The sequence below is a fragment of the Pseudomonas sp. DF11 genome (assembly GCF_058148565.1).
On the sequence record NZ_JBYVYN010000001.1, the window covers coordinates 628485 to 648669 of the forward strand.

The 20185-nt window shown below is 60.8% G+C and carries 19 protein-coding genes and 1 pseudogene; 8 read left to right on the plus strand and 12 right to left on the minus strand.

From position 1 onward, the window contains the following. Positions 1-52: 52 nt before the first annotated feature. The 6 genes and pseudogenes from AC30D9_RS02600 to AC30D9_RS02625 form a co-directional block, all read right to left on the minus strand. On the minus strand, positions 53-274 hold the full coding sequence (locus AC30D9_RS02600) for a formate dehydrogenase subunit delta (RefSeq protein ID WP_134924566.1): 222 nt from the start codon (positions 272-274) through the stop codon (positions 53-55). Further along, positions 271-3147, minus strand: a complete 2877-nt coding sequence (gene fdhF, locus AC30D9_RS02605) for a formate dehydrogenase subunit alpha (RefSeq protein WP_307572056.1) — start codon at positions 3145-3147, stop codon at positions 271-273. Before fdhF ends, AC30D9_RS02600 begins: the two co-directional genes overlap by 4 nt. Continuing rightward, a complete protein-coding gene (locus AC30D9_RS02610; RefSeq protein ID WP_307572055.1) occupies positions 3144-4703 on the minus strand; it encodes a formate dehydrogenase beta subunit in 1560 nt (519 codons plus the stop codon). The genes fdhF and AC30D9_RS02610 overlap by 4 nt, the downstream gene beginning before the upstream one ends. Continuing rightward, the gene (locus AC30D9_RS02615) at positions 4697-5179 is read right to left on the minus strand and encodes a formate dehydrogenase subunit gamma (RefSeq protein WP_307572053.1); all 483 of its coding nucleotides are present in this window, start codon (positions 5177-5179) and stop codon (positions 4697-4699) included. Before AC30D9_RS02615 ends, AC30D9_RS02610 begins: the two co-directional genes overlap by 7 nt. Before the next feature lie 299 nt (positions 5180-5478). Further along, a pseudogene (locus AC30D9_RS02620) lies at positions 5479-5667 on the minus strand (LysR family transcriptional regulator); the annotation flags it as partial. A gap of 57 nt (positions 5668-5724) precedes the next feature. Beyond that, positions 5725-6276, minus strand: coding sequence for a cytochrome b (locus tag AC30D9_RS02625; protein ID WP_134924569.1), 552 nt, complete (start codon positions 6274-6276; stop codon positions 5725-5727). Positions 6277-6457: 181 nt separating this feature from the next. On the opposite strand from AC30D9_RS02625, the gene AC30D9_RS02630 reads away from it, so the two are divergent. From AC30D9_RS02630 to AC30D9_RS02655, 6 genes are all read left to right on the plus strand, one after another. Next, positions 6458-7531, plus strand: coding sequence for a hypothetical protein (locus AC30D9_RS02630; protein ID WP_490143356.1), 1074 nt, complete (start codon positions 6458-6460; stop codon positions 7529-7531). Between the two features lie 35 nt (positions 7532-7566). Then, entirely contained in the window at positions 7567-7728 is a 162-nt protein-coding gene (locus AC30D9_RS02635; RefSeq protein WP_116832582.1) for a DUF2986 domain-containing protein, read from the plus strand. A gap of 229 nt (positions 7729-7957) precedes the next feature. Then, complete coding sequence (gene arsH / locus AC30D9_RS02640) at positions 7958-8692, plus strand: arsenical resistance protein ArsH (protein ID WP_490143357.1); 735 nt, start codon at positions 7958-7960, stop codon at positions 8690-8692. A 47-nt stretch (positions 8693-8739) separates the two neighbouring features. Next, positions 8740-9033: a hypothetical protein gene (locus AC30D9_RS02645; protein ID WP_490143358.1), complete on the plus strand. Its 294-nt coding sequence runs from the start codon at positions 8740-8742 to the stop codon at positions 9031-9033. A 38-nt stretch (positions 9034-9071) separates the two neighbouring features. Further along, a complete protein-coding gene (locus AC30D9_RS02650) occupies positions 9072-9638 on the plus strand; it encodes a DUF6630 family protein (protein WP_307572050.1) in 567 nt (188 codons plus the stop codon). A 95-nt stretch (positions 9639-9733) separates the two neighbouring features. Continuing rightward, entirely contained in the window at positions 9734-11500 is a 1767-nt protein-coding gene (locus AC30D9_RS02655) for a S8/S53 family peptidase (protein ID WP_490143359.1), read from the plus strand. Between the two features lie 9 nt (positions 11501-11509). Here the strand turns inward: AC30D9_RS02655 and AC30D9_RS02660 are convergent, their stop codons facing one another. The 4 genes from AC30D9_RS02660 to AC30D9_RS02675 all read right to left on the minus strand — a co-directional run bounded on the left by AC30D9_RS02660 (position 11510) and on the right by AC30D9_RS02675 (position 16694). After that, positions 11510-12223, minus strand: a complete 714-nt coding sequence (locus AC30D9_RS02660) for a class I SAM-dependent methyltransferase (RefSeq protein ID WP_307572048.1) — start codon at positions 12221-12223, stop codon at positions 11510-11512. Between the two features lie 149 nt (positions 12224-12372). After that, on the minus strand, positions 12373-14025 hold the full coding sequence (locus AC30D9_RS02665; protein ID WP_490143360.1) for a N,N-dimethylformamidase beta subunit family domain-containing protein: 1653 nt from the start codon (positions 14023-14025) through the stop codon (positions 12373-12375). Between the two features lie 43 nt (positions 14026-14068). Further along, positions 14069-15394, minus strand: coding sequence for an MFS transporter (locus AC30D9_RS02670; RefSeq protein WP_490143361.1), 1326 nt, complete (start codon positions 15392-15394; stop codon positions 14069-14071). A gap of 49 nt (positions 15395-15443) precedes the next feature. Next, positions 15444-16694: an MFS transporter gene (locus AC30D9_RS02675; RefSeq protein ID WP_490143362.1), complete on the minus strand. Its 1251-nt coding sequence runs from the start codon at positions 16692-16694 to the stop codon at positions 15444-15446. 102 nt (positions 16695-16796) lie between these two features. On the opposite strand from AC30D9_RS02675, the gene AC30D9_RS02680 reads away from it, so the two are divergent. Beyond that, a complete protein-coding gene (locus AC30D9_RS02680) occupies positions 16797-17765 on the plus strand; it encodes an AraC family transcriptional regulator (protein WP_134926645.1) in 969 nt (322 codons plus the stop codon). Positions 17766-18015: 250 nt separating this feature from the next. On the opposite strand, the gene AC30D9_RS02685 is transcribed toward AC30D9_RS02680, so the two are convergent. Beyond that, positions 18016-18534 (minus strand): hypothetical protein, encoded by a 519-nt coding sequence (locus tag AC30D9_RS02685; RefSeq protein WP_490143363.1) that lies wholly within the window; start codon positions 18532-18534, stop codon positions 18016-18018. A 212-nt stretch (positions 18535-18746) separates the two neighbouring features. Here AC30D9_RS02685 and AC30D9_RS02690 point away from each other — a divergent pair, with 212 nt between their 5' ends. Next, complete coding sequence (locus AC30D9_RS02690; protein ID WP_490143364.1) at positions 18747-19616, plus strand: AraC family transcriptional regulator; 870 nt, start codon at positions 18747-18749, stop codon at positions 19614-19616. A 70-nt stretch (positions 19617-19686) separates the two neighbouring features. Here the strand turns inward: AC30D9_RS02690 and AC30D9_RS02695 are convergent, their stop codons facing one another. After that, positions 19687-20130, minus strand: a complete 444-nt coding sequence (locus AC30D9_RS02695) for a hypothetical protein (protein ID WP_490143365.1) — start codon at positions 20128-20130, stop codon at positions 19687-19689. Positions 20131-20185: the final 55 nt, after the last annotated feature.

Here is a 20185-nt window from a genome sequence, read left to right on the forward strand (position 1 = left end):
ACGAGGGCGCCGGTCGGGGCTGTGCAGGTTCTACAGGACTTTGCGCCTACCACTAGGCCGCTTTTTCAAACTCCGTCAATGCCGCCAACACCAGCGGGTGCAGGACAGCGTCGGGATGTTTCGTTTGCCAGGCCATCAACTCGCGACACATGGCCGGCGTCCAGAAGCTCTTGATGTGCTGGTACACACCACGCACCGCCACCGCCTTGTCTGGCTCGCTGGCGAAGTACTGACCGATCTGGTTGGCCATCTTGATCAGGCTTTCAGAACTCATTGACGCACCTCGGCTTTTTCGGCATGGCGGCGTTCCCTCAGCAAGCGGCTTTGTTCATCACTGAAGGCCTGGTAACGCTTCTGCCATTCCGAAGGCTGGCTGACCCGCACGATTTCGACCGCCGTCACCTTGTATTCCGGGCAGTTGGTGGCCCAGTCGGAGTTGTCGGTGGTAATCACGTTGGCGCCCGATTCAGGGAAGTGGAACGTGGTGTAGACCACACCCGGCGCCACCCGCTCGGTCACCTTCGCCCGCAGTACGGTCTGCCCGGCACGACTGCCGATACCGACCCAGTCGCCATCGACAATCCCGCGGTTCTCGGCATCGGTTGGATGAATCTCCAACCGGTCTTCCTCGTGCCAGGCCACGTTGTCGGTGCGCCGGGTCTGGGCGCCGACGTTGTACTGGCTGAGGATGCGGCCGGTGGTCAGCAGCAGCGGATAGCGGTTGTTGACCTTCTCCTCGGTGGGCACGTAGCCGGTGAGCATGAAGCGGCCCTTGCCGCGCACGAACTGCTCGATGTGCATGGTCGGCGTACCGTCCGGCGCGGCATCGTTGCAAGGCCACTGCAGGCTGCCGTGACGATCCAGTTCGGCGTAGCTGACGCGGGTGAAGGTCGGCGTCAGGCGGGCGATTTCATCCATGATTTCCGAAGGGTGATTGTAGTGCATCTTGTAGCCCAGGGCGTCGGCCAGGGCGATGGTGGCTTCCCAGTCGGCCTTGCCGGCCAACGGGTCCATCACCTTGCGAACACGAGAGATGCGGCGTTCGGCGTTGGTGAAGGTGCCGTCCTTCTCAAGGAACGAACTGCCCGGCAGGAACACGTGGGCGAACTTGGCCGTCTCGTTGAGGAAGATGTCCTGCACCACCACGCACTCCATGGCACTCAGGGCGGCCGTCACGTGTTGGGTATTGGGATCGCTCTGGGCAATGTCCTCGCCTTGGCAATAAAGCGCCTTGAAAGTGCCGTCCAGGGCCGCCTCGAACATGTTCGGAATGCGCAGGCCCGGATCGGGTTGCAAGGTCACGTTCCATGCCTGTTCGAACTGGGCGCGCACCGTTTCGTTGGAAATATGCCGATAGCCCGGCAGCTCGTGAGGGAACGAGCCCATGTCGCAGGAACCCTGGACGTTGTTCTGTCCACGCAGCGGGTTCACCCCGACACCTTCGCGACCGATGTTGCCGGTCGCCATGGCCAGGTTGGCGATGCCCATGACCGAGGTACTGCCTTGGCTGTGCTCGGTGACGCCGAGGCCGTAGTAAATGGCCGCGTTGCCTCCGGTGGCGTAGAGCCGTGCGGCGGCGCGGATCTGCTCGGCAGGCACGCCACACACCGGGCCCAGGACCTCGGGGGAGTTTTCCGCCAGGCTGACGAAATCACGCCAGCGAGCGAAGTCCGCCGCCTCGCAGCGCGCCTCGACAAAAGGCTGGTCTATCAAGCCTTCGGTGGCAATCACATGGGCCAGCGCGTTGAGCATCGCCACGTTGGTACCCGGGCGCAGTTGCAAGTGCAGGTCGGCGCGGGCGTGAGGCGAATCCACCAGATCGATACGACGCGGGTCAATGACGATCAGCCGTGCGCCCTGGCGCAGGCGCCGCTTGAGCTGGGAGCCGAACACCGGGTGCGCGTCAGTGGGGTTGGCACCCATCACCAGGATGACGTCGGCCTTCATCACCGAGTCGAAATTCTGGGTCCCGGCGGATTCGCCCAAGGTCTGCTTGAGACCGTAACCGGTGGGCGAATGGCAGACACGGGCACAAGTGTCGACGTTGTTGTTACCAAACGCGGTGCGTACCAGTTTCTGCACCAGGTAGGTTTCTTCGTTGGTGCAGCGGCTGGAGGTGATACCACCGATGGAGTCGCGCCCGTACTTGAGCTGGATCCGGCGAAGTTCGCTGGCGGCGTAAGTGACCGCCTCGTCCCAACTGACTTCCTGCCACGGGTCGTTGATGTGCTTGCGGATCATCGGCTTGGTGATGCGGTCCGGGTGCGTGGCGTAGCCCCAGGCGAAACGGCCCTTGACGCAGGAATGACCGTGGTTGGCCTGGCCATTTTTGTCCGGGACCATGCGCACCAGTTGCTCGCCTTTCATCTCGGCGCGGAACGAACAACCCACGCCGCAGTAGGCACACGTGGTAATGACACTGCGCTCCGGCTGGCCGACCTCCACGACGCTCTTGTCGATCAAAGTCGCCGTCGGACACGCCTGCACGCAGGCACCGCAAGACACGCATTCGGAATCGAGGAAGTTGTCACCGCCGGCCGCTTCCACCCGGGAATCGAAGCCACGTCCGCTGATGGTCAGGGCGAAGGTGCCCTGGATTTCCTCGCAGGCGCGCACGCAGCGGCTGCACACGATGCACTTGCTCGGGTCGTAGTCGAAATACGGGTTGGAAACGTCCTTGGCCTCGGCCAGGTGATTGGCGCCTTCGTAGCCGTAGCGCACTTCACGCAGGCCCACCTGCCCCGCCACGGTCTGCAATTCGCAGTTGCCGTTCGCTGGACATGTCAGGCAGTCCAGCGGGTGGTCGGAAATGTACAGCTCCATCACGTTGCGCCGCAGCGTGGCGAGCTTGGAGGTTTGCGTGCGAACCACCATGCCATCGGTGACCGGCGTGGTGCAGGACGCGGGATAGCCGCGCATGCCGTCGATCTCCACCAGGCACATGCGGCAGGAGCCGAAGGCTTCCAGGCTGTCGGTGGCGCAGAGCTTGGGAATGGTGGTGCCGAGCATGGCGGCGGCACGCATGACCGAGGTGCCGGAGGGAACGCTGATTTCGCGCCCGTCGATGGTCAGGCTGACCTGCACGTCGCTGTCACGCGCCGGGGTGCCCAGGTCGATATCGGTGCTGGGGTCGAAGATGTTGATCATTGGTCGGCCTCCGTGGTCGCCAGACCGAAGTCGGCAGGGAAATGCTTGAGGGCGCTGGCGACAGGGTAGGAGGTCATCCCACCGAGGGCACAGAGCGAACCGTATTGCAGGGTGTCACACAGATCCTGCAGCAGCAGGGCCTGTTCCTGGCGAGCACCCACTTCCGTGCTGGCGATCAAGCGATCCACCACTTCCACCCCACGGGTGGAGCCGATCCGGCATGGCGTGCACTTGCCGCAGGACTCCTCGGCGCAGAACTGCAAGGCAAACCGGGCCATCTGGGCCATGTCCAGGCTGTCATCGGCAACCACCACGCCACCGTGACCGAGCATCGCGCCCATGGCGGCGAACGCCTCATAGTCCAGCGGCGTATCGAACTGCGCAGGCGGCACCCAGGCGCCCAGCGGCCCACCCACCTGTGCGGCCTTCAGCGGGCGACCACTGGCGGTACCGCCGCCATAGCCTTCCACCAGTTCGCGCAGACTCAGGCCGAAGGCACGTTCCACCAGGCCGCCGTGACGGACGTTACCGGCCAGTTGGAACGGCATCGTGCCCAGGGAACGGCCCATGCCGAAGTCGCGATAGAACTGCGCGCCCTTCTCCAGGATGATCGGCACCGAGGCCAGGGTCACCACGTTATGCACCAGCGTCGGCAGCCCGAACAGGCCTTGAATGGCTGGCAATGGCGGTTTGGCGCGAACCGTGCCGCGCTTGCCCTCCAGGGACTCCAGCAGCGCCGTTTCCTCGCCACAGATATAGGCACCCGCCCCCACACGAACCTCAATGTCGAAGGCGCAGCCGCTACCGCTGACGTTCGTCCCCAGGTAACCGGCGTCACGGGCAATGCCCAGCGCTTCGTTCAGCGTGCTGATGGCGGCCGGGTATTCCGAACGCACGTAGATGTAGCCCATCGTCGCACCTACGGCGATGCCGGCGATGATCATGCCTTCGATCAGCAGGAAGGGGTCGCCTTCCATCAACATGCGGTCGGCGAACGTACCGGAGTCACCTTCATCGGCGTTACAGACCACATACTTCTGTGCCCCCACGGCATCGCGCACGGTACGCCACTTGATGCCCGCCGGGAACGCCGCGCCGCCCCGACCGCGCAGGCCGGAATCCAGCACGCTGGCAACGACATCCGCGCCATCCATCTGGATGGACCGGGCCAGGCCGAGGAAGCCGCCTCGGCCACGGTAATCATCGAGGGACAAGGGCTGGGTGATGCCGGCACGGGCAAACAACAAGCGTTGCTGGCTTTTCAGGTACGGAATCTCTTCCACCAACCCCAGGGCCGCAGGATGGCTGCCCGGATCATGCGCAAGCGCATCGAGCAGGCCCGGCACGTCTTGGGCCGTGACCGGACCAAAACCCAAGCGCCCTTCGGGCGTCTCCAGCTCTACCAAAGGCTCCAGCCAATAAAGGCCACGGGAACTGGTGCGCAACACCTCCAGCGGCTGTTGCCGGCGTTCAGCCTCACGGACCAACGCATCGGCCACCTTGTCCGCGCCCACGGCACGGGCCACCGAATCGCGGGGGATACAGAGCGTCAGCATGCGCCCTCCTCCATACAGTCGTTCACCAACTGACGCAGACGTTCAGGCGTGATCCGGGCATGCAACTCCCCGTCCAGTTCCAGGGCCGGCGAGCAGACGCAGGCGCCCAGGCAATAGACTGGCCGCAAGCTGATGCTCCCATCGGCGCTGGTGCCGTGATCGTCCAGCGCCAATTGCTCGCGCAACTGCGCGGCCAAGGCTTCGGCGCCCATGCTCTTGCAGGATTCGGCCCGGCACAGGCGCAGGGTATGGCGCGCGGGCGGCGTGGTACGGAAATCGTGGTAGAAGCTGATGACCCCGCGCACTTCAGCCTGGCTGAGGTTGAGGGCGTGGGCGATCTCCGGGACGGCGCTGTCGGGGACATACCCGCAACCTGCCTGGATGGCATGGAGGATAGGCAGCAAGGCACCGGGGGTGTCCTTTGCGCGCGCAAGCACGCTATGGATCAAAGGCAGGTGAAGCGTCTCATCAGGCATAAACGTACCTCGGCATCTCGAACGACACCGCCGTATAGCAGCGGCCGTCCGGAGTCTTGGCTGCGGCGTCCGGCCCACGTCACGGTAGCGTGGCACATCCGATCGCCATTCTCGCTCTCCGGCCAGGTGTCTTTGGCGCACCTGGTCCGGGGCATCCTCACAGCTTGCCACTCCCGGGGGTTGGCGATTGCACATGGACGACGAAACGTGTTCTGAAAGCGACTACTTGATAACTTGGCCTCTGGGACGATGCGCAAGTCCTGGTTCACCCACTGAACTTTCAATCGCCTTTCTTGGATGGCTTTGCACAACGCATTGGCACCCCATGCAAACGCGGGTGAAGGCTGTCGTCGGCTGGAGTAGTACAGATAGTAGCCTGGAAACGGCGGATACCAATCTTTCAGGGCGCATACCAACCGGCCTTCATTAGGGTGCGGTTCAAACTCTTCTTCAGGCGGGCACGCAACGCTCGGTCCGGCCACTGCCGCCGGCTCGACAAGGAGCGGATTTTCGAGCGCGGCATTCATCGCCCGCCAGCCGAGTAATCAAGAGCGGTTTCGCCCCGGCAGCATCCGGGCCAGAGTATTGTCACCTACCCAGTAATGGTGGAACAGACCCGCCGCCGCATGCAGACCGATCAGCCAGTAGCCGCTGCTGCCGAGCAATTCGTGCCAATACTTGAGCTGTTTGGCCAAATCGGGATCCACCGCCACGGGAGCCGGCAAGAAGAAACCGAAATACGGCACTGGCTTACCTCCGGCGGCCAGCATCAACCAGGCCAGCACCGGAGTCGCTATCATCAGGCCATACAGGGCTACATGCATTAAATGGGAAACCCCCGTCTGCCAGGCCGGCGGCGCGGGTGTGACGGGCGGGCGCGGCGTCAAGCGTCCGAACAGACGGACCCAAACCAATGCAAAAATGCTCAACCCGAAGAGCCCGTGCAACCCCAGGAACAGGCTGCGCACGCTGCTGCCACGGGGTAACAAACCCTTGATCTCGATGCAGGCATACACACCAACGAACAGCGCCAGCATCAACCAGTGCAGGGTCATTGACAGCTTTCCATAACGGCTAACGGCAATATCGCGGGTCATAACGCGCCTCGTGAAAGTCTGACGGACTGCCGACTCATTCGACAGCCCCGAATCCGGTCGCCGGGAAGCGATGTTGTCAGCCTGCGGATAAAGTCTTAAGGCAGTCTGAAGACCAACATTCAAGACGCTTTAACTTTTAGACGTCGCTAATCAAGTGCGCCCCGGATTACGTCCGGATGTCATGGAAGCACTCGCCAGCCTCGCCCCAATCCTCCATGCACTCACCCGCCACGAAGAACGAAAGCACCGCTATGCTATCTGCGGACAGATAAGTCCGAGAAACGACCGTCTGGGGCTTAATATCAAGGAGGAGCCAATGATGCCGGAAGCAATTACTGGACTCGAAAAACAGATTGATATCGCGACAAAACTGCTCTCCCTGTCAGCAAAAATCGGATTATTGATTGGCGGCACTTGCATCGTCAGTTATCTATTGAGCAACGGGCACTACCCACAGGGTGTATCCATTGGAGACAGCTTGTTATTTCTGGTCGCGGCGTTTTGCTTTGGCTTGGTTTGTGTTTATTTTTCAATCTCCGTTACGGCGGCCGGGGTGTTGCTTTCCCCGCTCTTCATTCCCGTGCTTAGAGGCTTCGCCTGGCTACAGGGGAAAGTCAGCGATAAGAAACCGATACTCGAATTCAAACGCCCCAAGATAACGTTCTTCTCGGTGTTTTTTGGAGTATGCGGCGCAGTGACCATTTATTTCCTGACCCGCAGAGCTCCCCTGGAACACATTCAGCTCATCCTGCTGCCCATTTTCCAGTACATCGTTTACTCAGCCTATCTGGAGCAGAACAAAAAAATAAAAGCGGCGCAGCCATCAGCAACCGAGGTCGCCGACGCCGAAAATCCCGTGGAGAAACTCCACGCCGAAATGAAACGTTTGAAGAAAACCAGGACGGTGATCGCTGGTGTCATCCTGCTGACGCCCCTGCTCATGGGTGGCGTGACCTCAGACTTGCTGCAAGCGGCGATGAGCTTCGCGCAAATACGCATAGAAAGAGCAACGATTCTGGTAAAACCACCTTACGCCAACCTGTTGCCCGCCCCCAAGGATTCCCCCTTGGAAAACTACAAAAGCTTTGAAAATGCGACGGTGATTTTCCGAGGCGTTGGCAATTCGACACTCATTGAAATGCGCACAGAGGAAACGGCGATCCGCTTGGAGATCCCGAATGACTCGATCATTATCGAGCGCCGCGTGAAGCCCATTGCCAACCTCAGGAAAAATCCTGAGAAAACGCAAAGCTGATAACATCAAGAAATTGACAAACCGAGCAAAACAACATGAATCGCCGCAAGAAAATAAACCAGCTATTGAAGGCTAACGCCAAAAAGGCCAGTGCCAAGCTGGCCCCCAAAAGCAAGACTAAGTACATCAGCAAAGCTGACCGACTGAAATTGGCGACTGAAGCCAGCGACGCCCCCGTCGCGTCCCCGGAAAGCTGATCCACGTTACCGCGCACCTTTGAAGCGCTGCGTCAGAACCGCCGCGCCTCGCTGCCATCTCAAGTTTCAACCTAGCTCTTCAGGGTCAACTTCCTGCTGCCACCTCCCTTTGAAGCCCTTCGCCATCAACAAAAATTCGGACAGGCAGTCAAATTGTATCTTGCGATAAATATATGGAAATACGAATATATATTTTTCCATATATCGAACACTCTTCCGGAAATTTGTGATGACCGAGTTTTCAAGCGAGACCCCGCATGATTTTCCAAATCTGGACCTGTCACTCTTCGACGTACCGACACCGGAAAAGCTCGCGAAAAGCGCAGAACCACAGCACAAACCGCGCATACTTTTGCTATACGGATCAACCCGCGAGCGCTCCTTCAGCCAGTTGCTGACTCGCGAAGCGGCGCGCCTGTTGGACCTCATGGGCGCCGAAACTGCAATCTTCGATCCCTCCGGGCTGCCGCTGCCGGACGATGCGCCTGTCGATCACCCCAAGGTGCAGGAACTGCGCGACCTGGTGATGTGGTCGGAAGGCCAGGTGTGGTGCTCGCCAGAACGCCATGGTTCGATGTCGGCGGTGTTCAAGGCACAGATCGACTGGATCCCCCTCGCACTGGGCGCGGTGCGTCCTTCACAGGGCAAGACGTTGGCGGTGATGCAGGTGTGCGGCGGCTCGCAATCCTTCAACACGGTGAACCAACTTCGCGTGCTCGGTCGTTGGATGCGCATGGTCACGATCCCCAATCAATCTTCCGTGCCCAAAGCCTTCCTTGAGTTCGACGAAGCCGGGCGCATGAAGCCATCCTCCTATTACGACCGGGTTGTCGATGTCATGGAGGAACTGATGAAATTCACCTTGCTGGTGCGCGGCCGAGAAAGCTACCTGGTGGACCGCTACTCCGAGCGCAAGGAAAGCGCCGAAGCGCTCTCCAAGCGGGTTAACCAGAGGTCTATCTAGGCGCGGTGGTTGGGGCGCCAGTGGTAAACAATCAGGATCGAAACACCATGGATGAACGTCAGGAAGCTATCAAACACAAGATCCGCGCCGTGGTAACGAGTAGCGAATCCGACGAGATCACCTATCGATCAGAGTGGCTCGGTTACCTGCCCTTCCCGGTTTTTCACTGGGTTGAGTACCAAGGTGAAAGCTTTACCAGCGACTTCCCGTTCGATTGGACCCTTGAGGATTTGCTGATCCTTGAGCGGACAGGGTTCTTGGAAGAGCTTGAAGCTTACGAAAACCCGGAAGACAGTTTTGATCGCGACATCACGTATCGCGTTCACGTTGAGCGCATATAACGCTTGGCTGGAAAGAATGGACGACTTAAGGAAAGGAAATGGGCATTCTTGATCGCTTGTTCGGCGGCCGCTTTACCCTGCCGCCACCGGAAGAAACGGCTGTCAGCGACGCGGCGATCATGCGGGAGCTGCATCCCTATCGCTCCGGGCTCAAGGCCTTCGCCCAAGCCCTATTGGCCCGCCTGCCAGAAGCCGAACGTGCCAGGCTGGTCAGGCGCGTGCTGCGCATCTACGGCTCGGGCCAGGAGCCTGCCACGGCGCTGGTGGAAGGATTGCTGGATGCAGACCGTGGGCAGAAGCTCGAACACTTGGTTCTGCTCGGCGTCGACTGGAAAGGCTTCGATGGTTTCGAGTATCTGGTGCCCTATCTGGTCAGCGCCAGCGGGGTGAAAGAGACTTACGCCTATCGGCATGAGGGCACGCTATCGATGCCGCAGGTGCTGGCGGGTTTCGACCAGTGGCTGGCGGCGCTCGATAAACGCTACCTGCACCTGGACTCCGGTGGCGACGAATACGTGGGGTTCATCACCGATGCCGACCAGGTTGAAGCCATGATCGAACTCGCGCGGCAAGCAGGTGTTGAAGCACGCCTCGAGAGCTTCTGAACCAGGGGAGTCATCGCTGAGTATCGTATCCCGCTGAACGAAGCGAGCAACGTAACAGTCGGAGCAACAGGACCCTCGGCAAAGAAATCTGGCTCATGCCCCTACGACCCGTTGCCCTCGTTACGTTGTTTACCTTGGCTGCCGGCACAGCGGCCGCGGCGCCGGAACCGCTGCGCCTGGAAAGCCTGAACCGCTGCGGCGACCTGCTGGAAAGCCAGCACCAGGACTGGTGCCTGACCGTACGCGGGCTGGGAGACGGAACGCCGCAATTGAACCTGGGCGCAAAGGCGATACCCACAGATGCGGTCCAGCGTGAAGGGGAAAACCTGCGCCTGCGCCTGGACAGCGCCAATTACCAGAGCGGCCCACTCTGGCTGCAGGACGGCCCGCGCGCCAGTAATGCTGCCTGGCTGACCCTGCGCAACAGTCACGTGCTGGCTGCCGGGCCGGACGAAGTGGCGAAGAACATGGACGGCCTGACCACTTACGTCGACCTGGTCAGCGTGCTGGTCGAAGAAGACCGTGATGGCCGCCAGGAAGCCGAGCGCCTGGCCCAGAAGTACGGGGCGAAAGTGGTCGGCAGCATCTCGCCCCTGAATCTGTATCAGCTGCGCCTGCCGGCCAAGGACCTGGTGCAGCGCGACGCCCTGGTGCTGCGCCTGGGCAGCGAGACCAGCGTGGATGCTGTGGTGATCGAGGAGTCCTCGGCCGAAGAAACCGAGCAGGCCGCGGCCCATCCTGAAGAACCGCAGAAGCCAGCCCTGGACTCCGATGAGTGGGCCGCGAATCGCTTTCTCGACGCGGTGAACTATTACCAACGCCGTATCCCCGGGCGACAGCCGCCCATCCAACCGCAACCGGTGCGCATCGGCCTGATCGAGCGCGATGTGGATTTCGACACGACGGATTTCGCAGACAACGTCGGCGCCTGCTCGCCCCCGCGCACCTGTGTCTACGCGCGCGACGCGGACAAGCCGGACAACCACGGCACGACCGTCGCCGGCATCCTCGCCGCACGTTGGGACGACAGCGGTAACACCGGCTTCCTCCGTGGCCTGGACAAGGCCAGTGGTGGCTTCGAGGTCATCGTCGAACGCAATTCCGATGCCGGGATCACCGCCAATATCGCCGCCTCGGTCAACCTCGTGGAAGACGGCGTGCGCGTGCTGAACTGGAGCTGGGGCATCCACCGCGTCGGCGCCAAAGACATCAAGGGCGATGACGTCGACTCGCTGCTGCGCTCGGGCATTGCCATGGGTGGCTACGAAGAACTGCTGGAGGAGTTTTTCCTCTGGTTGCGCAAGGAACATCCCGACGTGATCGTGGTGAACTCCGCCGGCAATGGATCTTCGTTCTCGGGCAGCGATGAATACCGCCTGCCCTCCTCCTTCATCACCGAACAATTGCTGGTGGTCGGCGGGCACCAGCGCAGCGAGCACACCGATGTCGGCGTCGACGACCCGGCCTATGCGGTCAAACGCAGCTCCTCGAACATCGACATGCGCGTCGACATCACCGCCGCCGCTTGCGCCCACGCCTCGACGACCAGCGCCGACCAGGACAGCGCAGTGCATTGCGGCACCTCCTACGCCACCCCCATGGTCGCGGGCCTGCTGGCGGCGATGTTGTCCATCAACCCGCAACTGCAGCCCGAACAACTGCGCATGCTGCTACGCCGCAGCGCCATGACCATCGGCGACAACCACGACTTCGAGCAGATGGACGCCGAAGACCTCACCGCGCCCATCCTGCCGTCGGAACGCCGCTACCAACTCAACGATAAAGACGTCGGCCGCTCGGCGCGATTGGACATGCAAAAGGCCTTGGACCTGGCCGCGCAAAGCCGCGACCGCGTGCGTTGAAGGCCACGCCTAACTCAAGACGATGTCTGCCTTGCGCGGGCAAAACCACCCATGCATCAGCCCCGCCTGGAAGAATTGCACCGGCGCCTCGAACCCGGCCGTCTCGATGAGGGCGGCGACCTGCTGTGTCGGCAGGATAGCCACGTCTCGGGCGTAGGCGGCACGGGCTCTTTCCAGCATCTGCGGCGTTACGCCTGCCGAGGACATCAACGTCATCCAATTGCGCAGCAGCGTCTCATAGGCCGGCGATTCCATGTCTGCGGCAAGATCGACAGATGCCAGTACTCCGCCCGGCTTAAGCCGACGGGCGATCTCGTGGAAGAACGCTATGCGGGCTTGTGGCTCGAGCAAAAACTGAGACACCAGAAAACATGTCGCACCGTCGTGGCCAGGCTCGGCAGGCAGCGCGTCAAGGTAACCTTGGTGAAAGCTGCAACGCGAAAGAAAGCCTCCTTGTAGCGCTTTCTGCCGGCAGATATCGAGCATGGTGCCCGAGGGGTCGACAGCAGTGAAATGCCAACCGGGGCAGCGCTCGGCCAGGTGGACCAGTTCCGCACCGGTGCCCACTCCGACACAGAGTATCCGGGCATTCTCCGGTAACTGCGCGAAGAGAGCGTCGAGCAGGATGTACAGGGCATCACGAATGGGTGCCATCCCCGCCCATTGCTTATCGTAGCCGGCGGCTTGCTGGTCGAATAAGGCCTTGAGTTCTTCATTGTGCATGGAGCACCTTCCTTTTCGTCGTGATGGGACGTACCGCGATGGATGCGGCGACGCTTCCAATATCCCTGGGATGTCAAGCCCACCGGTTGTACAAGGCTACACGCCCCCAGTCGGACTGTTCGGACAGGACCAGGAAATCGGCGCCTCTCCTACGTATTGCGCAAGAAACGATCGAGCACGTTTTTTGTGATCATCACGGTGTAAATATCTGCCTGCATAAGGCCATGGACCCATTCGCACGTGGCGGCAGTCAAGACTTCTCCTCGTCCTTTGTGGAAATGCACCACCATGCCGGCCCCACGACTATGCCGATCGATGCTGGCCTCGTTAAGCTCGGGTGCCAGGATGGAAGCACGAAACCGGGCATCACCATCGCCGAGCATGAATGAATAGGCATCCTCGCAGCGGCCGTGCTCGGCATTGGTCGCCCAGCCCATGGCAAGAATTTGCAATCCGCGGGGCGCACCGTCCGTGCCGAGCGGTTCTGGGAGCCCCTCGACGAAAGTGTATTCCAGGCCATCCACCTCATAGCCAAAAATGTTGGCTTCGTCTCCGAACATGTCCGCGTAACCCAGGCCCGTGCCCCTAAACGCCCAGTGCTGAGGCCTGAAGACGGTATACCCGCGCGGGTTGCGCGGTGCCATTGCCCCAAAGCCGCCGTATATTCCCCGCAATGCATTGACCCCAAACGTTCTCGCCCCGGGATGATCCACCCTCGGATCTTCCCAGGCACCCGTCATCCGACCAGGGTCAGTCGCTGCCACAGGATCAAGCGCGCCAGCATCATACTTGTAGGCCACTTGCCGCTGCCCCCCATCCTCCAGGCGAATCTGCCACATGAAATTGCCGGCGAAGCGCGCGACCTTGCCACCCTCCTCGACAAAGGCATCGACATGGTTGCGCATTTCCCGCGTCCAGTACTCGTCGTGCCCCGCGAACACCGCGCAGGTGTAGCCCTCGAGCGCATGCGGGTCATGATGCAAGTCGTCCTGGGTCAGGATATCGACCGTGTAGCCTTGCTGTTCGGCCCAGACAACAAAAGGTCTTTCGTAGGAGGCCCACCCCGCCAGTGCGTAGTACTTGGCGTAGCCGTTAAGGGATGCCCATTCGATGAACTCGTAGCGCGCCGGCCCGGGCTTGCGTGGCCGTGTCGCGTTGACGGAACGCGGTGCACCCTCGGGCAGCCAGACCTGTCCCCGCGCCCAGGGGCGCTGTGCCGACAGCAACGGCGCGCGGCCGCGGGGCGTGCCGGGGTGCAGACCGAAGTAATGGTTAGCGCCACCCCAGTCGTTATAAGCGGCCCAGGTCGATGTTGCCGCGACCAGCACCAAGGCTTCGGCGCGCTTGCGCACCGTCTTGACGATGAACAGATGATGCCCGAGGACGCTATCAGCGCTATCGCGCACTTCCACTACATAACCACCCGGCTCGGCATCAGCCGGGATTGACCATTGCACAAAGACGGGCCATTGGCACCCATGCTCATAGGCACGCTCGGGCAACGGGAGGAACCGAGCGTCAAGGCTGTCGGTTTCATGCAGCGTGCGAGCGACGGCTCCATCACGATAGATCCTGAGCCTCACCTGCGGGCGGTTCGACGACAGATACAGGCGCACCGAATCGCCCGGGCTATAGGAGCGGCGATCCGAGTAGCACCAAGCGGCTGCCGGGCCCGACTCGGAAGGGACTTCGACCCAAATCTCGCGAGCGGCCTGACGTGGCCCCGACGTCTGGCTGACGGTCACGCTCGCCCCCGGTCGTTCACCTCGTGCAGTAGCGTTCTTGAGGTCTGTTGAATTCATTGAATCGCACTCCTTTGATCCCGCGGATCGGCAAGCCAATTGATTAATCCTGAGAGGCCATCGACGGCCGTGAGCCAGCAGCCACTCGAGCGCCGGGCGCCTCGATGTGCGCAAGATCGATACCCGCCGTTTCGTCAATAAGAAAACCTGCCAGGACGGTGACCAGGCCCAACCCCATGAGATAGCAGGTGTACAGATAGCCAAGATCGGCGCCGCTCAGATAGCTATGCAGATAGGGGGCGGTGCCGCCAAAGATCGCCACCGAAACCGACGACACCAACCCAACGCCCTGCGCCCGCGCCTGGGTCGGCACCTGCTCCGACAGCACCGCGGGGAAAATCGCCGCGATCAACGACCAGGCACCCAGGCCCACGACCTGAGCCAGGAACAGCGTGTAGGGTTCAGTGGTCACCATTATCGAGATGGGATAAGTCAGCAGGATCACGCCCAGGCCCCAGGCAATGACCATGGGTTTGCGACCGAAACGATCAGACAACATTCCGCAGATTGGCAGCCAGCACACACAGAGGATCTGCGCCAGGAGGCTGGCCATATAGGCACCCGTGGCGTCCATGCCGTGGGCGATCGCCGTCGAAGCGCCAAACGTGACCCAAGCGTAGTAGGTGACATTGGCGGCCGCTGCGAGCATGACGATGTTGCGCGCGACTCGCAGCATCTCCCCCCTGGACAATTTGCGCGGCGGCCGAGCCAGGCCCTGCTGCTCTACGAACACGTGAGACTCTTGCGCACCGCGGCGCAAAAACAGTGCATAGATACCCAATAGTCCACCGATGGCAAAGCCGATCCGCCAGCCGTAGTCACCCATGGCCTGTGCGCCCAGCAGCCAGGTCAACGCCGCCGCCATGGCCGTCGCCGCCATCACCCCTAGCGTCACCCCAACATAGACTGAACTGGACCATAAGCCACGGTGTTTGCTTGGGGCGATCTCGGCGACATAAGTGTAGGAAACCCCTGTCTCACCACCATGGGCGAGCCCCTGCATGAGCCGAAAAAACAGCAGCGCGAACGAGGCATACAGGCCAATGCTTTGGTAGTCAGGGATAACCGCGATGCCAAGGCTGCTGATCGCCAGTAGCAACATCGTGATCACCATGATGGTTCGGCGCCCCAATCGGTCGCTCAGCCGGCCAAACAACCATCCGCCGATGGGACGAGCGACAAACCCCACCGCAAACACGGCAAGGGTCGCGAGCATCGCCGAGCGGGCATCGGTCTTGTCGAACAGGTTGCTTGCCAGGTACACCGAAAAGGTTGCGTACAGCGTCCAGTCGAACCACTCGAGCGCATTGCCTATACCTGCCGCGCGCAAGGATTTGAGGCGTCCTTGGTGGGACGTCGTATTATTCATGTTGTATCTCCGGGTTACGGACGGGATCGGAGCGGCTTGGGGAGCCGGATCAAAGGTGCAGCGCCGGCCTGGCCTGGGCACTGCCACGGATAGAAGGGACTCGCACACGCAACGCAATCAGCAACGCGGCCAGCAGCATCAGCACGGCCGCCGCTACGAATACGCCTGCGCTGCCACCGAGGCTGAACATCGCACCGCCAGCGGCCGCGCCTGTTGCGATGGCCGACTGCACAGACGCCACCACCATGCCCCCGGCGCTTTCCGCCTGATCGGGTATTGCGTTGGCGACCCAGTTCGACCACGCCACTGGCACACCACCAAAGGCCAGGCCCCAGATCGCCAGCAGTACCGCCTGCCCCGGCACCGAGGCCGGCAACAGCACCAACGCCAGCGCTGCAACACCCACCAGCGCGGGCATCAACACCAGAGTGGCCAGTGGACGACGCTCAAGCAGCCACCCGGCCAACAACGTGCCAACGAAGTTCGCCACACCGAAACCCAGCAACATCAGCGACAGCCCTTGCGGGCCGATGCCGGTAGTGCCCTCGAGGAATGGCCGAACATAGGTGAACATCGCGAAGTGGCCGCTGTGCACCAGCACACAGCCGAACATACCCATGGCGATACCCGGGCGTTGCAACACCTCGAGTACGGTGCGCAGGCGTGCCGGCGTACGCGGCGCAAGGCGTGGCAGCGTGAACGACTGGAAAGCCAGGGTCACCACACCTACCGCCGCCGCGGCAAAGAACGCGCTGCGCCAGCCATATAGCCCGCCCAGGTAACTGCCCAGCGGGACCGCAACCACCGTCCCGACGGCAATGCCACTGAAAATGATCGACAGCGCTCGGGGCAACAAAGCCCCCGGTACCAAGCGCATCGCCACCGCTGCCGCCATGCTCCAGAACCCGCCAAGGGCAATACCCAGCAAGATACGCATCACCAATAGCACCGCGAGACTGGAGGAAACGGCGACTAAAAGATTGGATACGATCATCAACGTGGAAAAACCCAGCAGCACCCAGCGACGGTCGATACCGCGGGTCAGGCCTGGCACCAGCAGGCCAGCGAACAGTGCCACCACTGCTGTCACGGTTACCGCCTGGCCAGCCAGCGCTTCGGACACACCCAGATCGGTAGCCATCGGCGTCAAAAGGCTGGCCGGAAGGTACTCAGCGGTCAGCAATCCGAACACCCCCATCGCCAACGAGAAGACTGCCATCCACGCGGGGGTTGCAGGTTCCACATCCAGCCCGGCGCCGGGACGGCTGTCGGATACGGCATTACAAACACAGTCAGTCATTGCACGGATCTCCCAATCTTAATCGCGACCCGCAGTCTAGGCGCGAGAAACCGGATGATCTATGATCGAAAACCTCGACTTTTTGACCGAAACACCTGAATGATGCCTACTGATCAGTTTGCTCTCTCCTCGGATCTCATCAATGAGCTGTTGCGCGGCATGCGCCTGCGTGGCGTCGAGTATCGGCGTATCCAAGCCGGTCCAGCCTTCGGCCTGAGCTTCGCCGACAAACCTGGGCATGCCTGGTTTCACTTCCTGGCGGTCGGCAATGCGGTGCTGCGGATGGAGGACGGGACGACGTACGCGCTGTCTGCCGGCAACGCCGTATTCATCTCACATGGCGCGGCCCATCAGCTGCTTTCCCATGCGGACGTGCCTGTTCAGGACATCGACCATCTAGACGGCGCCCCCCTTGGTGATGCTGTCAGCGCGGTGGATACCGGAACCGATGCCAGCCCCACGCCGACCACCGTTCTGTTCAGTGGCTGCATGGAGTTTGAACTGGGCAGTATCCATGGCCTTGGCCGGCTGATGCCGGGCCTGATGCTGATTGATGCCGGTGGCCAGCGTTACCCCGGGCTGGTGCCTATCCTGACCACCATGGAGCGCGAGGTCAGCGCCGCACGTATCGGCTTCGCCGGCATCCTCGCGCGGTTGGCCGACGTGGTGGCCGCCATGGTCGTTCGCGGCTGGGTGGAGTGTGCCTGCGGCAATGCCTCTGGCCTGGTCGCCGCATTGCGCGATCCACGCTTGGCCAATGCACTTCTGGCACTGCATCAACAACCGGGGCGCGACTGGACCGTTGCGCAGTTGGCGGAGCAATGCAACACCTCGCGCTCGGTCTTCGCCGACCGTTTCCAAATGACGATTGGCATGGCCCCGCTACGCTACGTCACCGAATTGCGGATGCGGCTTGCGAGCCAGTGGCTGACGCTCGAAAGACTACCGATTGAAGAGGTGGCGCAGCGCTTGGGCTATACCTCTCAGGCTGCTTTCAGCCGCGCATTCAAGCGCATTACCGGCAAGACGCCTGGATTGAGTCGTCAGTCGAGGCAGTCCGTTGTTTCGTGAAGCCGAGCGGAAGTGGCGGATGATCCATAGAGCGGTTCTGTACTGTTGGTCTTCAAGGCTCAACCGGCAGAATCAGCGATACGCCAGGTTCAAATGGGAATTGTGAGGCTGAAGGTCTCCAGACCTGTCCGGAGCGGCCCAATCTCACAACTCCAGTCGGAACCCCTCTTCAGCCAATAACGATCAATCAATCGCGCCAGTTACATAACACCCATATCGCAATCACATAAATCCGACTGAACTGAGAGGCTTACCTTTTCTCCACCAATCGCAGTGACTGTGAACCTTCCAGGGACAGGTGAATCACGGAAGCCCTGCTTGGGAAATTCGGCGCATCGTCGTCGGTATTCTCCATCACGGGAATGTCGATCAGGGTCTGCTCACCTGCCGGGTCGCTGACCAGCTTGGCATCCAGTTTGTCGATGGCACGCCAGCTGTCGCCACCGATGCGCATCACATCCAACAGGCTGTAATGCGGCACACCTTCTTCATTCTCTTCGGGCGTAAAGGCCGCCAGGTATTGGCTGTAGTTGTTACCCATGCCGAAACCCTCGACGGTGAAGACCGCCAGGGTGACCTGGCTGTCCTCGCCGGTGTCCAGGGTCTGCACCATAGTCGCCTCAGGGTAGCCGGTGGCATAGCTGTCCTTGATGAGTGCCACCAAGTGCCCGATCTGTTCTTCCAGGACTTTGGGAACGGGTTTCGATTCTGCGGCGTGAGTCAGGGTACAAGTGAAAAACAAGGCAGCGGTCAGCAGGCGCAATTTCATGAAAGTGAAGTCCGAGGTGTCGGGAGGTGAGCGCGCAATGGTAACGGTTGGGAAAGGATTTGGTAGCCCATTGTATTGTGCGGGATAAGAAAATGGCGTTTGCTGGGGGATCGTTGCTCAAACCGAAACCTGCCTTGAGCAAATCCGGCTAGGCGCGCTCACCCTGCTATCGTCGATTCTATTGCCGACCGTACTTCCAAGAGCCTTTGCCAGTGTCCGACATACCAACCCATCGCGCTTATACCGAACGCTTCAACACTGTGCTCGCCTACATCGAGGCCAATCTCGAAGGTGACCTGTCGGTAAAGACGTTGAGCCATGTGGCGAACTTTTCGGCCTTTCACTTTCACCGACAATTCACAGCGTTCATCGGTGTGCCCGTCTCTCGTTATGTGCAATTGATGCGACTGAGAAGGGCGGCGCATCACTTTGCCGCCCTTCCCGATCACTCGGTACTGGACGCGGCACTCGCTGCCGGCTTTGAAAGTCCCGAGGCATTTTGCAGGGCATTCAGGCGCGCATTCGGCATGACGCCTAGTGCGTTCAGGAAGGCGCCGAACTGGCAGGTCTGGAATGCGGTATTCACCATCCCTCACTTTTCCAGGACGATCATCATGCAAGTAAGAATCGTGGAGTTCCCTGAAGTCAAGGTTGCAGCGCTGGAGCACCGCGGCCCCACCGGGCTCGTCAATGAAAGCGTGCGCAAGTTTGTCCAGTGGCGCATGCAGAGCGGACAGTCGCCGGTGATATCGAGTCGCACTTTCGGCATTCCCTACAACAATCCCGATACAACACCTGCGCATGCATTCCGCTTCGCCATCTGCGGCGAGATTCACGAGGCCGTGGGGCCGAACGAATTCGACGTGCACGAGCGCCTCATTCCAGGCGGTCGTTGTGCGGTAGTGCGACATACAGGGTCACCGGACCACATCGGCGAAACGATCTATCCGATTTACCGCGACTGGCTGCCCGTCAGTGGCGAGGAACTGCGTGACCAACCCCTGTTCTTCCACTACCTGAGCGTCTATCCCGAAACACCGCAGGATCAATGGCAGACGGATGTCTATATTCCGCTGCAATGATGAGACAGGCAGCCTTCGATTCAATTGAGCAAGGAGATACCTCCTCCGGCTTGCCCCGGGTCAATCGCTGTCATAGCGTCGGCTTGGGAATGGGGGTGCCGCCGGGAATCAACTTGGTGCCTTCAGGCCTCTTGGGGCAGTCGCCGGAGGAGTACCATCGGGTGAGGATCCCCTTTTCAACCAGGAATCTCTGCTCGCAACGGGCATAATCGGGAATGTAGCCCCACTCCATAGAGTGGCTGCCATTGGTCAGCCATGCATAGTTGTAAGAGATGATCTTCGAACCATCACTCAATGCATGGCTACCTTTCGGCGTACCCCATGACATGACCAATTCATCCTCGGTCGCGCCCACCCACGATGCCGTGATGTCCGACGTCGTCTGGTAGCGCTGGTTCGTCACCAGGTTGCTCAAGGGAGAACCGGCACATCCGTAAAGCGTCAGCGTCAACCCAACACAAATCAAGAACCTCATATCCTGCCTCGAACTGATATCCATGCCGAAGGTCGCCATTAGCAACGCGCCTTGTACAAATGCTTGTGTAAAGCCAAGCCATGATGCAGTTCGG